The organism is Variovorax boronicumulans, assembly GCF_040544675.1.
Taxonomy (GTDB): Bacteria; Pseudomonadota; Gammaproteobacteria; order Burkholderiales; family Burkholderiaceae_C; genus Variovorax; species Variovorax boronicumulans_D.
Genome location: NZ_JBEPKK010000004.1, coordinates 366,983 through 381,066 on the forward strand (window position 1 = coordinate 366,983; position 14,084 = coordinate 381,066).

The window sequence follows — 14,084 nt, forward strand, 5'->3', positions numbered from 1 at the left end:
GCACGGCCTGACCGCATGAAATGCCCTTTTTGCGGTCATCTCGAAACGCAGGTCGTCGAAACCCGCGTTTCGGAAGACGCCGACTTCGTCCGCAGGCGCCGCCAGTGCAGCGCCTGCGACAAGCGCTTCACCACCTACGAGCGGCCCGACGTCAACTTCCCCGTCGTGGTCAAGAAGGACGGAAGCCGTGCCGACTTCGACTCCAGCAAGGTGCGCGCCTCGATGATGCTGGCGCTGCGCAAGCGCCCGGTCAGCATCGAGCAGATCGACAACGCGCTGCTGCGCATCGAACAAAAGCTGTTGGCCAGCGGCCTGCGGGAAATCGACTCGACCAAGGTCGGCGAACTCGTGATGCGCGAACTCAAGCGCATGGACAAGGTGGCCTACGTGCGCTTTGCCTCGGTGTACCGCAGCTTCGAGGACGTGGACGAGTTCAGGCAGTTGCTGCGCGACATCTGACCTCGGCAACGGCGCGGTCAGGCGCCCTCGTCGTCCTTGCGGCCCCTGCCGCACACCCCGGAGCCGCAATCGCCGCTCACATCCGGATTGCAGATCTTTGCCCGCCCTGAAGCGGACACGACGATGGACGCACGGCGTCCCGTGTCGGCCTTCAGTGTCAGGCAGCCACCGCCAAAGCCGGACCTGGCGGTCTGGCGCGCGAACCCGTTGCCGTCGTAGCTCAGGCCCTGCGCAAAGCCTGCGCCCAGTGTGGTGTCGACTTGCACGCCCTGCGGCAACGGGTCGAAGCGCCGCAGCGTTCGAAGCGCATCGTCCGGCCCGGTCTGCACCGCCCAGCCCGCCGCCCAGTCGTTGCCCGACAACGCCTCCACCCGCACGCGCTGTGCGCGCTGAACGGCTTCCAGGCGCGCGAAGCTCAAGGTGGCGCTGAAGGCCTGTGCCGCAGTCGCGAGGCGCTGATTGAGCAGCATGTCGCGAAAACCCGGCACGCCGAAGGCGGCCAGTACCGCCACGATGGCGACGACCGTCATCAACTCGATCAGCGTGAAGCCGCGCTGCGGCCTTTGCACACGCTTCATTGCCAGCATCTGCTGGGCCGGTTGCCGTCGCAGCCCTTGTTGCCGGTGCTGTCGATCCACAGATTGCCGGCTTCCGGGTCCGACCACTGCGGCTTGAGCGTTGCGGTCAGACGGACGCAGGTGCGGACAGTGGCCGCCCCTTCGCAGTGCCCGCTCTGGAGCGTGTATTTGCCGCCCGCGCCGCCGTCGCCCGAGTCGCCCTCGTACTGCCGGTAGTGCCCTGCCAGGGTGAAGTGACGCTCCTGCTCCTGCATCTGCCGCATCAGCGCGGCCCGCCCCTCGCCGCGCCAACCCTGGCGCACGAAATCCATGTAGGACGGATAGGAGATGGCCGCCAGGATCGCAGCGATCGCCAGCACCATCATCATCTCGATCAGCGTGAAGCCGCTACGCACGGCGGCCCTCATGGCTTCGCTCCCCGGTGATCGACGATCTGCCGCCAGTTCAGGCGGCCTCCCATGCGGGACACCGCGCCGCCTTCGACGGGCTGCGCGGTCGAGATTCCTGCGCCGCGGTTGCCCACATTGACGATGGCCAGCCGCCTTGTTTCCGGCCGGCGCCCCAGCGCGTCGGTCGTGCTGAGGCCGCCCTCGCCCAACTGAACCACCAGCGGCGCGCCCAGCATGCCGGAGCCCGAGGGCACGCAGGTCCCGCCCTGCGAGAGCCCCGTCATCGCATTCACCGCGCAACTGCGTCCACCGCCGTCCGTGCCGCATGCAGTGGCGCTGGCACCTGGAATGAGCGTGTTGAAGAACAGCTGGCCGTCGCTCAGCACCGGCGAAAAAACCACCCGCTCGCCTCGCTCAAGCCCTGCCGGCAAGTCGAAGTACCAGCCGCGCCGGGCATTCGTCTTGCGGTCGGCCGCACCGTAGACGAAGGCATCGCCGGTGACGGGCGGGAAGGCATTCCCGGTGGCAGGGCCGGCACGGCGCGGCTGCAGCTGCATGCGCGCCTCCCCGGCCGGAATGGCGGTGCCGTTGTCGTACACGCCGTAGACCGTCTGCACGCCGCGGCTGGCATGCCCCAGGTCCTCGGGGCTCACGAATTTTCCGGTGCCGAAGAGAACGATCGCGCCGCCGCCCGGCCCGATGCCGACCTCCGGCGCGACGGTGATGGGCTGGCGCTTCGCATCCGCACCGTCGCCTGACATGGCGACCATCAGAGGCAGGCGATCCGGCCCCAAGGCCTTGCTCCATGGCGCGTTGCCGCTGAAATCGAACCGCCACAGATTGCCCTGGGTGTCGCCCGCATAGAGGAGGCGGGTGGACCCGTCCGCCGCGGCATAGTCGCCCGGGGCGCTCAACGCGTTGACGACGGTGTCGTCCTTGGGCGGCGGCAGAACGATCTTGTAGTAGTTGAGGTTCTGCTTCCAGGCTTCGCCCACGGGCTTGTCGAGCGACAACAGGAACAACGCGGCGCGCTTGTCGGGGTTGGCGTTGTTGAAGCCCGAGGGGACGACGGCGAACCAGCGGTAGCTTGCCGCACGCGTCTTCGTGGCTGCGGCGGTGCGGAACTTCATGACGCGGGGCGCCTGGGTGACGTGGCCCATGTCGTCGTCGTAGGCGCCGTTGAACTCCCACAGCACCTTGTCGGCCGAGAACCTGGCGGGGTCGCTCACGTCGAGCGCGAACACGCCGGTGGCTCCGCCGCCGCTGCCAGAGACCAGCACCGTCTTCCATTCGCCGCTCGCCATGCGCGCCTCCGCCACGGTGGGCGTGCCGTCTACATGGCTGCGGTGCACGTAGTCCGGCGAGGTGTAGGCAGCCAGCCTGGCGAACATGATGCGCGGCACATAGGCGAAAAGTTCGTGCCCGGTGCGTGCGTCGAAGGCGTGCAGCATGCCGTCGTTGGCGCCGACGTACACCGCGTGCGTCCGCCCGCGATGGGCGGCCAGGAAGCTGTCATAGCCGGCCTCCTGGATGGCCAGGCTGGGCGCGCCCACGAAGACCGGCCTCGCGTGGGCCACATCGCCCATCACCGAGTCGCGCACACGAAAGACGCCCTGTGGGGCGGACAGCTCCCGACCTCGATCGCCGCGCAAATACGCCAGCCGCTCGGCACCCAGGCCGTCGAACAGGGCCGCCTCGGCATAGGGCGTCGCGTTGAGCCAGGCGCGCAGCCCGTTGTCGAGCGCCTCCCATTGAAACGGGATGCCGACGCCGGCGGTCGAGAGCGTGAAGATCTGCCTGCTCGCGATGTCGCGCGCAGTCACCGCCGGCCTGGCGTTGGCATTGCCGGTCAGCAACTCGCCGGCATCCCAGTCGGGCTTGTCGGCGCGGTGCGCGGCGCCGGTTGCTGCATCGAAACGCAGCGGGTACGACAGCAGCGTGCCCGACCAGCGCCGCCCGTCGGATTGCGGCACATAGACGCTCGCTCCCGCCTTTGCGAGGGTGCCCGACGACAACGCGCCACCCGGCGCGCTGCTTCCGCTTGCCATCGCGACCGATCGCTCGACGATGCGGCGGATGGCGGCAACCATCTGCGCGGGCTCGCCGGCCAGAACGTAGTTTGCCGGCTTGGGCTGGTTGTCCGCGTCCAGCCCCTCGGCCCATTCGGACCCGCCGCCGGATGCGCGATACGGATTGCCGTCGCCGTTGCCGTCGGCGAAGCCGCCGTACTTCGCCGCGAGAAAGAACGCGCTGCCGCGTTGCCTTTGCGCGGTGGCGCCTCCACCGCCCGGCCCCATGTCGATGGCAAATGTCTGGACGCGCAGATGGGGGTGGTCGCTGCGGATCTTCTGCGTGTTGGCCCAGTACGCCAGGCCCGCCATGCCGAACGATCCTTTGTCGGCACCGGTTTCGATGGTCGCGATATTGGCCGACGTCAGCGGTGCACCGCCCTTGTAGTTGAGGGCCGGAAGGCCGTCGTTGCCGGTGGTGAGCAGGCCGGGCTTGCCCGAGGGGTGCGCGTACGGGAGCGATTCCCTGTGCTCGAACGCGCCGACCAGGCCCGTCCAGTAGTTCGTGTCGGGCTCATGCCCGGCGTTGTTGAAGCCGCGGTCGAAATCGCCGGTGGAGTCGCCCTTTGACATGCCAGGCAGCGAGCGGTCGTGGTGCGTGTCGGGGTCACCGATCAGCAGGATGCCGTTGCGCTGGCAACTGGCAGCGACGGGGTCCGCCCAAGGCACGCCGTTGCCCGGCGCCGCGCCTGCCGTTGCCTCGGGCGTGGGCGCCTTGCCCTGCAGGTAGCGCAGCGACTCGTAGTAGAGCTCGCCCGCCGGATCGAACAACCCGTAGGCGCCCGGCTTGCCGCCGCTGCGCCCCAGGCGGTTGATGGCGTGGATGACTCCCGGGCTGGCGTCCGTTGCGCGAGGGCCGACTGCCTCGGCTTTGAAGACGCCCGTTCTCGCATCCCATTCCGAAGCCGGGTTGTCCACCCTGCCGAAGGCCATGTCGGGTTTTGTAGGCCCCACGTGCTTCATCGGTGCGCGCAGGACGCCGCCATAGCGCGCGTGGTCGCGGGCTGGCAGGTAGCCGAAAACAGCAAACCGCATCCGGCCCGCGTAGCGCTGGATGGCGCCCACGGGTTTGTGGCGACCGTCCGGATACCTCGCGCACAGCGAAGGACGCAACGCCGCCTCGGCTGGCGTGCAAACCTCGACCCGGGCCATGAAAGCCGTGCCCACCGGGTCCGTGCAGCTACCGGCCGCCACAGGCCCGACGACGAAGCGATCGAGGCAACTGCTGAAGTGCAGCGTGTCGGCCGCCCGCAAGCCCTCGCGCGCACCTGTGACCAGCGGCGTCAGGCTGTCGAGGCTGCCGGTGATCGTCTTGCCAGGAAAGTCAGGGCCGCGATGGAAGCTTTCCGGCAATACCGCGCGCTGCAGCACGGTGAGGCCCGGCTCGTCCACCACCCGGTCTCCGCCTGTCAACGCCAGGCGCAGCCCGTCCAGGGACGACGACACCGCCCAGTTCAGCAGGTTGCCGCTCCACAGGTTCGTGCAGCCTATTTCGCCGCCGCTGCGTCGGGTCGCCGCGGACGCGCGTTTGAAGTAGGCATCGCCGCTCGCGTAGCTGTAGCAGCCCATCGGGTCCCAGTAGCCGAGGTAGGTCTTCTTTCGATCGAAGCTGTCGCGATAGGCGGCGCCCGCGTTCGACTGCTTGAGCGACAGGTCGATCACCAAGCCGGGATCGACCCGCGAGGCCAGCGAAAACAACGGCTCGCTCGGGAGTTCCGCATCGGGCGGCAGAGCCTGTGCAGCGCCGTGGGCAAGACAGACGGCGCAAGTTACCGCCGCCAGGGTTCTGAAGAATCGCATGCGAGTTCCGTTGTCAGGAAGGGCAACCGGGGCTGCTGGCCGGCTTGTAGAGATTGGTCTGCAGCACCACCTGCGTCTGGTCGCGCATGCCGAAGCCGATGGCCGTGACACGAAAGACGTAGCTGGTGGCTTGGGCGCTGGCGCTTTGCAGCACATCGGCCTGCCATCCGCCTCGGCTGCGAACGGCTTCCACGATGTAGCGCGGGGCGCGGGCCGTGGCGGCGTCGCCGCTGGGGTAGCTTCGGCCTGTGAAGGTGCCGTAGGCAACCGACCTGGCGTCGTCCGCAGAAAAGTCCGCCGTCATCCAGGCCGGCTCGGTGCCCGGCTCGCCCGGCGCGCACAACCCTTGCTGCTCGCCGGCACCACCGCATCCGGCCACGAAGGCCGTCACGTCATGGCGGCTGAAGAGGCAAAGGCGCTGACGCGCGCTGCCGTTGGGCCCGAGCACGTCGCTTTCGGCATCGATCAGGGCAGCTTCTGCCGCCTGGAATGCGATCTCGGTGTCGCGGTCATTGCGCGCGCTGCGTTCGTTGACCAGCGAAAGCTGCGCGGCGGCGACACCCAGCACGGTCGCGACGACCAGGATCAGCAGCACCACGATCAGCGAGAAGCCCCGCTGCCGCGCCAAGCGGTGCCGGCTCACGAGGCCGCCCTCGTCATCGCATTGCGCAGCATCACCGTGAAGGTCGCCACGCGCCGCAGCCTGCCGTCGGGCGGCGGCCTGAAACTCACCTTGGAAAAATCGATGCCCAGCGGATAGAGCAGTTCCTCCGCTGGCCCGGCGGCTCCCCGGCCGTGCGCGCTGCGGGCGACCATGCCGATGCGCAACGCCACCACCTTGCGCCATTCGTCGCCGACCTTGGCGTCGGAAGGCGCCATGGCCTCGAGTTGCTCGGCGTCCAGCCATTGCTCAGGAACGCCGTTGCCGTCGGCGTCGTGGCCGTAGACGACCTTGAACACCTCGATGCCGCGCGCCAGGGGTTGCGCATTGAATTCCTTGGGCCCGCGGTATTTGCAATAAAGCTCGGGCTCCTTGTCCGAAGCTTCGGCGACGTAGAAAAAACTCCAGGCGCGTTCGCCGGACAGGGGCTTGTCTCCGGCAGGTCCGGGCTGGGCATACCCCATGCAATCGATCATCGTGCCGTCGGCTTCGATTCCCTTGGTTCCTGCGCGGCTGCGGCCAAAGAAGCGGACCCGGAGCGAGTCGCTCGCGTTGACGCCGCGGGTGTTGTGGCTGCCGTAGCCGTTCCCGACGCCGCTGACGCGGGTGTTGCTCGCGCCCACGATGTCGAGGTCGAGGAGACCGTCGTCTGCAGCGGGCGATTTGCTGTCGGCAGGCTCGGCATCGGCATCGTCGGGCACGTGGTCGGAATAGCCTGCCTGCCGCACGATACTCCGGACGACGAAGCTCGCGAACCGCAGCGACTCGTCCACTGCCCGCGCATCGGCGTCGACAGCGAACAGCCGTTGGCTGCCGACGAATGCCGCCGTGGCCGCAAGCACCACAACCAGCGCGAGGGCGGTGGCGACCAGCAGTTCGACCAGGGTCGCGCCGCACTGGCGCACGCGGGCCGCGAACTCAGGAGCCAGCCTGGCCATCGTGCACCTGCCCTGCGACCAATTGCATCACCAGGCGTGGCGGCATGGATGACCGGCCCTCCTCGCCGCCTGTGCGGGGCGTCCAGCCAAGCTTGACGACCACGGTGTTGCCGGTATGGCTGCAAGCCCATGCGTACTCGCCTGCCGTGGCGTTCCAGGGCGCGTCGTCGAAACAGACGCTCAGGCGCGCATCGGGCAACGCCTTGGCCACGCGGTGCGTCCATTCGCGCATGTCCCATGCGGCGAGGTCTTCTGGCGTGCATCTGGCAACGGTCGCCACGCAGGCCTTGACTGCCGCGGACGCCCCCGATGCGGAGCCTGCGCGCCAGTCCTCGACAAGGTATGCATTGGCCGCGTTGTTCTTCGCGGCCAGTCCCTTGTTGATGCGCGCCTTTTCGGACAACTCACGCGCCAGGTTGAGCGCCGCCGTGAAGGTTGCCGTTTCGTTGCCGGTGCGCACCGACGCCAGCAGCATGCCGAGGGTCCCGAGCAGTCCCACGCTCAGGACGACGATGGAAACCAGTACCTCCACGAGCGAAAAGCCCGCGGCCGAGTGCTTCGTTGAAGCCATGTTCGATGTCCTCCCTGTTGACCTGCAACTTGTGTTGCTTCTTTATTCCCGCCATCGAACTTTCGAGCGTAAAAGCCGGCCGCCACGGCGGGCGGACCGTTCATCCGCATCGGCATGCCGCTCGTATGATCGACTGGCCCCGGTGTTAAATTTTTCCCGCCCAGTCCCCCACGCCCCCATGCCCTCACACGAACACGATGCGCAGCACATCGCCACGGCCCTGCGCCTGGCTTCCGATGCGCTGCTGCTGACCGATCCGAACCCGCGCGTCGGCTGCGTGCTGTGCGATGCCGGGGGACGCGTGCTGGGCCAGGGCCACACGCAACAAGCCGGAGGCCCGCATGCGGAAGTGATGGCGCTGCGCGATGCAGCGGCGCAAGGTCATTCGGTCGCAGGCGCCACCGCCTACGTCACGCTGGAGCCCTGCTCGCACCACGGGCGCACAGGCCCCTGCTGCGACGCGCTGATCGCGGCCGGCGTGCGAAGGGTCGTGGCCTCCATCGCCGACCCGAACCCGCTGGTGGCGGGGCAAGGCTTCGAGCGGCTCCGGGCGGCCGGCGTCGAAGTCGAAGTCGGCCCCGGTGCCGCCGAATCGCGCGAACTCAACATCGGCTTCTTCAGCCGGATGGTCCGAAAGACCCCGTGGGTGCGCCTGAAGGTGGCAGCCTCGCTCGACGGCAAGACAGGCCTCGAGAACGGCGTGAGCCAGTGGATCACCGCCGAAGCCGCGCGCACGGACGGGCATGCCTGGCGCGCCCGCGCAAGCGCCGTGCTCACCGGCGTGGGCACGGTGCTCGAAGACAACCCTCGCCTGGACGTTCGCCTGGTCGACACGCCGCGGCAGCCTCAGCTGGTCGTCGTGGACAGCCGCCTTCAGACCCCGCCCGACGCCCGCATCTTCATGGCCGGCCGCGCGGTATGGATCTACGCCGCCGCCCGCGACGAAGCCAGGGCCGCCGCCTTGGAGGCCCGCGGCGCCACCGTCACATGCCTGGCCAACGCCGACGGCAAGGTCGACCTGGGGGCGATGCTGAAGGACCTGGCGGCGCGCGGCGTCAACGAACTGCACGTCGAGTCGGGCCACAAGCTCAACGGATCGCTGATGCGTGAAGGCCGCGTCGATGAACTGCTGGTCTACCTTGCGCCCAAGCTGATCGGGCACGGCCTCGACATGGCGAGCCACATCCATGCCGACGGCCCGCTCACCGCGCTGACAGGCGCCCTGCCCCTCGAATTCAGATCGGTCGACATGCTGGGGCCCGATATCCGCATCCTCGCCCGGGTTCGGGACAAAGAAGCCTTCTGACCGCGAAAAGCCGGGGGCCCTCGATGTCTGCGAAAATGTGCAAATGTTCACCGGAATCATCACCGGCGTGGGGCGCATCGCCGCCATTCACGACCTCGGCACCTCCTCCTCCTACGGCAAAAGACTCAGCATTGCGGTGCCTGACGGCTATCTCGACGACGTCGGGCTGGGCGACAGCATCGCGCTGAACGGCGCCTGCATGACCGTCACCACGCTCGCTCCCGAGAGGCAGCAGTTCACCATCGACATCTCCGCCGAATCCCTGGCCAAGACCGCCGGCCTCACCGACGAAGGCAGCCGCATCAACCTCGAGAAAGCCCTGCGCGCCAGCGACCGCCTCGGCGGCCACATCGTCTCGGGCCATGTGGACGGCATCGGCACGGTGAGCTTCTTCGAGCCGGTGGGCGAAAGCTGGGAACTGCGCGTGGTCGCTCCGCCCGCCCTCGCCCGCTTTCTGGCCTACAAGGGCTCCATCACCATCAACGGCGTGAGCCTCACGGTCAACAGCGTGAGCGACATCGCCGAAGGCGCCGAGATCAGCATCAACCTGATCCCGCACACCGTAGACAACACCTCCCTCGGCGGCCTGAAGGCCGGCTCGGAGGTCAATCTCGAAATCGATACCGTGGCGCGCTACGTGGAGCGGATGCTCCAGGCCGGCGTCCTGGTCCCCCAGGCCTCCACGTATTCCAAGGACACCGCCGAATGAACGCCTCCGTCACGCCCATCGGCGCAGCCCCCAGCGCCGCGCGCGCCCCCGCACCGATCTCCCCGGTCGAAGAAATCGTGGCCGACCTGGCTGCGGGTCGCATGGTGATCCTTGTGGACGAGGAAGACCGCGAGAACGAAGGCGACATCGTCATCGCGGCCGACCACATCACGCCCGAATCCATCAACTTCATGGCACGCCACGCGCGCGGCCTCATCTGCCTCACGCTCTCGCGCGAGATGTGCGAGCGGCTGCAGCTGCCGCCGATGGTCCAGCGCAACGGCGCCAAGCACTCGACGGCGTTCACCGTGTCGATCGAGGCAGCCGAGGGCGTGACCACCGGCATCTCGGCCGCCGACCGCGCCCGCACCGTGCAGGCCGCCGTGGCGCCCAATGCCGTGGCGGCCGACCTAGTGCAGCCCGGCCACATCTTCCCGCTGCAGGCAGTGGACGGCGGCGTGCTCATGCGCGCCGGCCATACCGAAGCCGGCTGCGACCTCGCCGCCATGGCCGGGTGTTCGCCCGCCTCGGTGATCTGCGAGGTGATGAACGAAGACGGCACCATGGCCCGCCTGCCCGACCTGCAGATCTTTGCGGCCGAGCACAACCTGAAGATCGGCACCATCGCCGCGCTCATCGAGCACCGAAGCCGCGTCGAATCGCTGGTCGAGAAGGTCGGCTGCCGCGAAATTCAGACCGCCTGGGGCGCCTTCACCGCCCACGCCTTCATTGACAAGCCCAGCCGCGGCGTGCACCTGGCGCTGGTGCGCGGCACCTGGGCCCCGGAAGACACGGTGTCGGTGCGCGTGCACGAGCCGCTCTCGGTGCTCGACGCGCTCGAAATCAACCGCTCGCTGCACTCCTGGAGCCTGGACGCCAGCCTCTCGCACATTGCGACCGAGGGCAAGGGCGTGGCCGTGCTGCTGAACTGCGGCGAAACCGCCGGCGAGCTGCTTGCGCAATTCGACGGCACCGCGCGCCCGGCGCAGGCCCCCGAGCGCGGCCGCATGGACCTGCGCAGCTACGGCATCGGCGCGCAAATCCTGCGCGACTGCGGCGTGCACAAGATGAACCTGCTGGGCACGCCGCGTCGCATGCCGAGCATGGCAGCGGGCTACGGGCTCGAAATCGCCGGCTACATCACGAAAGACTGAAAGACCATGCAAGGTTCAAACAAGGGCGGCAAAACGCTCAACGGCAAGGGCCTGCGCATCGGCATCGTGCAGGCGCGCTTCAACGCCGACATCACCGACGCGCTGGCGACGGCCTGCCTGGCCGAACTCGAAGCGCTGGGCGTGGCCTCGGCCGACATCCATCACGTGCAGGTACCGGGCGCCCTCGAAGTGCCCGTGGCGCTGCAGGCGCTGGCCGAGCGCGGCGGCTACCACGCGCTGGTCGCGCTGGGCTGCATCATCCGCGGCGAGACCTACCACTTCGAACTGGTGGCCAACGAATCGGGCGCGAGCGTGAGCCGCGTCGCCCTGGACTACCGCCTTCCCATCGCCAACGCGATCCTCACCACCGAAAACCTGGCGCAGGCTGTTGCACGGCAGACCGACAAGGGCCGCGATGCAGCCCAGGTCGCCGTCGAAATGGCGCAGCTGCTGGCCACCCTTTCATGACCGACGACACCCCCAAGACAGGCGGCGCCAAGCCCCGCCAATCGCGCACCGGGCTCACCAGCACCGGCGCACGCAAGGCTTCGGCCAAGTCCAACCGCAGCCGCGCACGCGAGTTCGCGCTGCAGGCGCTCTACCAGCACCTGGTGGGCCGCAACGACCCGACCGACATCGACCATTTCACGCGCGACCTCGCGGGCTTCCACAAGGCCGACGCCGCGCACTACGACGCGCTCCTGCACGGCTCCATCGACAACGCCGAGCAGCTGGACGCGCTGATCCGCCCGCTGCTGGACCGCAAATTCGAGGAGATCTCGCCCGTCGAGCACGCGGTGATGTGGATCGGCGTGTACGAGTTCCAGCATTGCCTGGACGTGCCGTGGCGCGTGGTGCTCAACGAGTGCATCGAGCTCGCCAAGGAATTCGGCGGCACCGACGGCCACAAGTACGTGAATGCCGTGCTCAACGGCCTGGCGCCGCAGCTGCGCCCGCTTGAAGTGGAAGCCGACCGGGCTTCGGGCAAGGCCAAGGCATGAGGAGCGCCGTACGGCCGCCCGAAGGCGCACAGCGCCGCAGCCTGGGGGAGCAATGAGAATCTCGACGCGCGCGCAGCGCATCGAGCCCTTCTATGTGATGGAGGTGGCCAAGGCCGCCGGGGTGCTGGCCCGCGAAGTGGCCCACACCGACCGTCCGATGATCTTCCTGAACATCGGCGAGCCCGATTTCACCGCCCCGCCGCTGGTGCAGGAAGCCGCCCTTCGCGCCGTGCGCGCGGGCGCCACGCAGTACACCCAGGCCACCGGCCTCGACCATCTGCGCGAACGCATCAGCGCCTGGTACCGCCAGCGCTTCAACGTGGACGTGCCGGCCCGCCGCATCGTGGTCACAGCAGGCGCCTCGGCGGCGCTGCAGCTGGCCTGCCTTGCGCTGATCGAATCGGGCGACGAAATCCTGCTGCCCGACCCCAGCTATCCCTGCAACCGCCACTTCGTGAGCGCGGCGGACGGCAAGGCGGTGCTGATCCCGACCACGGCTGAAGAGCGCTTCCAGCTCACCGCCGCCAAGGTCGAGGCCGCATGGACGGACAAGACGCGCGGCGTGCTGCTGGCCTCGCCCTCCAACCCGACCGGCACCTCGATCGCGCCCGACGAACTGCGCCGCATTCATGAGGTGGTGTCGCAGCGCGGCGGCATCACGCTGATCGACGAGATCTACCTGGGCCTGTCCTACGACGACGCGTTCGGGCAGACGGCGTTGGCCATCGACGACAACGTCATCAGCATCAACAGCTTCAGCAAGTACTTCAACATGACCGGCTGGCGCCTGGGCTGGCTGGTGGTGCCCGAAGTGCTGGTGCCGGTGGTGGAGCGGCTGGCGCAAAACCTTTTCATCTGCGCGAGCACCGTGTCGCAGTACGCGGCGCTCGCCTGCTTCGAGGACGCGAGCATCGCCGAGTACGAACGCCGCCGCGCCGAATTCAAGGCGCGCCGCGACTGGTTCATTCCGCAGCTCAACGCCCTGGGCCTGAACGTGCCCGTGATGCCCGACGGCGCCTTCTACGCTTGGGCAGACTGCACCGGCGTGGCCGAAAAGCTAGGCATCGCGGGCAGCTGGGATTTCGCCTTCGAGACCATGAAGCGCGCCCACGTCGCCGTCACGCCGGGCCGCGACTTCGGCACCGCCGAGACCGCGAAGTTCGTGCGCTTCTCCACCGCAAGCTCGATGGAACATCTGAAGGACGCCATCGAACGCCTGCGGGCCATGGTCGAGAACCGGGTGCAATGAGCGCAGACATGCCCGCGAGCTACGAGTTTCCTATTCGCGTTTACTGGGAAGACACCGACGCCGGCGGCATCGTGTTCTACGCCAACTACCTGAAGTTCATGGAACGCGGCCGCACCGAGTGGCTGCGCTCCCTGGGCGTCGAGCAGCGCAAGCTGCGCGAAGAAACCGGCGGCCAGTTCGTGGTGAGCGAAACGCAGCTCAAATACCATCGGCCCTCGCGGCTGGACGACGAACTGCTGGTTACAGCCGATCTTCAACAATTGGGTACCGCGTCCTTGATAATCGGACAGCGCGTGCTATCAAAAACAGAGCAAGAGCGAACAGGCGCCCCGGCACCGGTCTTGCTGTGCGAAGGCACGATACGCATCGGGTGGGTGGATGCCCTCACATTGCGCCCCGCACGCCTACCGTCCCGGATTTCGGGAACCCTCGCGCACCGCGGCGGCTCCATGACTCAACCTTTCAAGCCATGAACCAAGATCTTTCCATCATCAACCTCCTGCTCCACGCCAGTTTCGTGGTGCAAATGGTCGTGCTGCTGCTCGTGATCGTCTCGATTGCCAGTTGGGCCGCGATCATCCGCAAGTACTTCGCGCTGCGGCGCATGCGCACCCTGAACGACGACTTCGAGCGCGAGTTCTGGTCGGGCACCAGCCTGAACGAGCTGTTCGCCTCGGCCGCGCAGAACGCCAAGTTCGCGGGCCCCATGGAACGCATCTTCGCCTCGGGCATGCGCGAATACCAAAAGCTGCGCGAACGGCATGTGAGCGACCCCGCCACGCTGCTGGACGGCGCCCGCCGCGCGATGCGCGCGAGCTTCCAGCGCGAGCTCGACGCGGCCGAACAGAACCTCTCGTTCCTGGCCACCGTGGGTTCGGTGTCGCCGTATGTGGGCCTCTTCGGCACGGTCTGGGGGATCATGCATGCCTTCACCGGCCTGGCTTCCCTCACCCAGGTCACGCTCGCCACCGTGGCGCCCGGCATCGCCGAAGCGCTGGTGGCCACGGCCATCGGCCTGTTCGCCGCGATTCCCGCGGTGGTCGGCTACAACCGCTTTGCGCGCGAGATCGACAAGATCGCCATCGCCCTCGAAACCTACATCGAGGAGTTTTCCAACATCCTGCAGCGCAACCTCTCGGCCAATCCGGGCGCCGCCGCCGCAGCCACCTCGGTGGCTCCGGCCAACCGTTGAACGGGTAG

At 67.9% G+C, this 14,084-nt stretch carries 15 protein-coding genes; 9 read left to right on the plus strand and 6 right to left on the minus strand.

Going from position 1 to position 14,084, the window contains the following annotated elements; translation table 11 throughout:
- Positions 1-15 precede the first annotated feature (15 nt).
- Positions 16-459 carry a transcriptional regulator NrdR gene (gene nrdR, locus ABIC90_RS10350; protein WP_093246962.1) on the plus strand — a complete coding sequence of 148 codons (444 nt, stop codon included), beginning with the start codon at positions 16-18 and terminating at the stop codon, positions 457-459.
- A gap of 17 nt (positions 460-476) precedes the next feature.
- On the opposite strand, the gene ABIC90_RS10355 is transcribed toward nrdR, so the two are convergent.
- From ABIC90_RS10355 to pilV, 6 genes are read right to left on the minus strand one after another with little or no spacing between them, the layout of a single operon-like run.
- On the minus strand, positions 477-1,037 hold the full coding sequence (locus ABIC90_RS10355; RefSeq protein WP_354354004.1) for a GspH/FimT family pseudopilin: 561 nt from the start codon (positions 1,035-1,037) through the stop codon (positions 477-479).
- A complete protein-coding gene (locus ABIC90_RS10360) occupies positions 1,034-1,444 on the minus strand; it encodes a type IV pilin protein (protein WP_354354006.1) in 411 nt (136 codons plus the stop codon). The genes ABIC90_RS10355 and ABIC90_RS10360 overlap by 4 nt, the downstream gene beginning before the upstream one ends.
- Entirely contained in the window at positions 1,441-5,295 is a 3,855-nt protein-coding gene (locus ABIC90_RS10365; RefSeq protein WP_354354007.1) for a pilus assembly protein, read from the minus strand. The genes ABIC90_RS10360 and ABIC90_RS10365 overlap by 4 nt, the downstream gene beginning before the upstream one ends.
- 13 nt (positions 5,296-5,308) lie before the next feature.
- Positions 5,309-5,938, minus strand: coding sequence for a pilus assembly PilX family protein (locus tag ABIC90_RS10370; RefSeq protein ID WP_354354008.1), 630 nt, complete (start codon positions 5,936-5,938; stop codon positions 5,309-5,311).
- Positions 5,935-6,894, minus strand: coding sequence for a PilW family protein (locus ABIC90_RS10375; protein WP_354354010.1), 960 nt, complete (start codon positions 6,892-6,894; stop codon positions 5,935-5,937). Before ABIC90_RS10375 ends, ABIC90_RS10370 begins: the two co-directional genes overlap by 4 nt.
- Positions 6,875-7,465 (minus strand): type IV pilus modification protein PilV, encoded by a 591-nt coding sequence (pilV, locus tag ABIC90_RS10380; RefSeq protein ID WP_354354011.1) that lies wholly within the window; start codon positions 7,463-7,465, stop codon positions 6,875-6,877. Before pilV ends, ABIC90_RS10375 begins: the two co-directional genes overlap by 20 nt.
- A 178-nt stretch (positions 7,466-7,643) precedes the next feature.
- Between pilV and ribD the strand changes: the two genes are divergently transcribed.
- The 8 genes from ribD to tolQ are packed head-to-tail and all read left to right on the plus strand — an operon-like array spanning position 7,644 to position 14,076.
- Complete coding sequence (ribD, locus tag ABIC90_RS10385) at positions 7,644-8,771, plus strand: bifunctional diaminohydroxyphosphoribosylaminopyrimidine deaminase/5-amino-6-(5-phosphoribosylamino)uracil reductase RibD (protein ID WP_354354012.1); 1,128 nt, start codon at positions 7,644-7,646, stop codon at positions 8,769-8,771.
- Positions 8,772-8,814: 43 nt separating this feature from the next.
- Positions 8,815-9,480: a riboflavin synthase gene (locus ABIC90_RS10390; protein ID WP_354354013.1), complete on the plus strand. Its 666-nt coding sequence runs from the start codon at positions 8,815-8,817 to the stop codon at positions 9,478-9,480.
- Positions 9,477-10,634 carry a bifunctional 3,4-dihydroxy-2-butanone-4-phosphate synthase/GTP cyclohydrolase II gene (ribBA, locus tag ABIC90_RS10395; protein WP_354354014.1) on the plus strand — a complete coding sequence of 386 codons (1,158 nt, stop codon included), beginning with the start codon at positions 9,477-9,479 and terminating at the stop codon, positions 10,632-10,634. The genes ABIC90_RS10390 and ribBA overlap by 4 nt, the downstream gene beginning before the upstream one ends.
- 6 nt (positions 10,635-10,640) lie before the next feature.
- Positions 10,641-11,102: a 6,7-dimethyl-8-ribityllumazine synthase gene (gene ribH, locus ABIC90_RS10400; protein WP_354354015.1), complete on the plus strand. Its 462-nt coding sequence runs from the start codon at positions 10,641-10,643 to the stop codon at positions 11,100-11,102.
- Positions 11,099-11,635, plus strand: coding sequence for a transcription antitermination factor NusB (nusB, locus tag ABIC90_RS10405; protein WP_354354017.1), 537 nt, complete (start codon positions 11,099-11,101; stop codon positions 11,633-11,635). The genes ribH and nusB overlap by 4 nt, the downstream gene beginning before the upstream one ends.
- A 52-nt stretch (positions 11,636-11,687) precedes the next feature.
- Entirely contained in the window at positions 11,688-12,884 is a 1,197-nt protein-coding gene (locus tag ABIC90_RS10410) for a pyridoxal phosphate-dependent aminotransferase (RefSeq protein ID WP_354354019.1), read from the plus strand.
- Positions 12,885-12,892: 8 nt separating this feature from the next.
- Positions 12,893-13,357: a YbgC/FadM family acyl-CoA thioesterase gene (locus ABIC90_RS10415; RefSeq protein ID WP_354354021.1), complete on the plus strand. Its 465-nt coding sequence runs from the start codon at positions 12,893-12,895 to the stop codon at positions 13,355-13,357.
- Positions 13,354-14,076, plus strand: a complete 723-nt coding sequence (tolQ, locus tag ABIC90_RS10420; protein ID WP_354354023.1) for a protein TolQ — start codon at positions 13,354-13,356, stop codon at positions 14,074-14,076. The genes ABIC90_RS10415 and tolQ overlap by 4 nt, the downstream gene beginning before the upstream one ends.
- Positions 14,077-14,084: the final 8 nt, after the last annotated feature.

What these genes read in the sequence shown, in the direction of transcription:
- ABIC90_RS10410 (WP_354354019.1), top strand. Translation starts at nt 11,688, where the DNA reads ATGAGAATCTCGACGCGCGCGCAGCGCATCGAGCCCTTCTATGTGATG.
- ribH (WP_354354015.1), top strand. Translation starts at nt 10,641, where the DNA reads ATGCAAGGTTCAAACAAGGGCGGCAAAACGCTCAACGGCAAGGGCCTG.
- ABIC90_RS10390 (WP_354354013.1), top strand. Translation starts at nt 8,815, where the DNA reads ATGTTCACCGGAATCATCACCGGCGTGGGGCGCATCGCCGCCATTCAC.
- ABIC90_RS10365 (WP_354354007.1), bottom strand. Translation starts at nt 5,295, where the DNA reads ATGCGATTCTTCAGAACCCTGGCGGCGGTAACTTGCGCCGTCTGTCTT.
- nrdR (WP_093246962.1), top strand. Translation starts at nt 16, where the DNA reads ATGAAATGCCCTTTTTGCGGTCATCTCGAAACGCAGGTCGTCGAAACC.
- ribD (WP_354354012.1), top strand. Translation starts at nt 7,644, where the DNA reads ATGCCCTCACACGAACACGATGCGCAGCACATCGCCACGGCCCTGCGC.
- pilV (WP_354354011.1), bottom strand. Translation starts at nt 7,465, where the DNA reads ATGGCTTCAACGAAGCACTCGGCCGCGGGCTTTTCGCTCGTGGAGGTA.
- ribBA (WP_354354014.1), top strand. Translation starts at nt 9,477, where the DNA reads ATGAACGCCTCCGTCACGCCCATCGGCGCAGCCCCCAGCGCCGCGCGC.
- ABIC90_RS10375 (WP_354354010.1), bottom strand. Translation starts at nt 6,894, where the DNA reads ATGGCCAGGCTGGCTCCTGAGTTCGCGGCCCGCGTGCGCCAGTGCGGC.
- tolQ (WP_354354023.1), top strand. Translation starts at nt 13,354, where the DNA reads ATGAACCAAGATCTTTCCATCATCAACCTCCTGCTCCACGCCAGTTTC.
- nusB (WP_354354017.1), top strand. Translation starts at nt 11,099, where the DNA reads ATGACCGACGACACCCCCAAGACAGGCGGCGCCAAGCCCCGCCAATCG.
- ABIC90_RS10415 (WP_354354021.1), top strand. Translation starts at nt 12,893, where the DNA reads ATGCCCGCGAGCTACGAGTTTCCTATTCGCGTTTACTGGGAAGACACC.
- ABIC90_RS10355 (WP_354354004.1), bottom strand. Translation starts at nt 1,037, where the DNA reads ATGAAGCGTGTGCAAAGGCCGCAGCGCGGCTTCACGCTGATCGAGTTG.
- ABIC90_RS10360 (WP_354354006.1), bottom strand. Translation starts at nt 1,444, where the DNA reads ATGAGGGCCGCCGTGCGTAGCGGCTTCACGCTGATCGAGATGATGATG.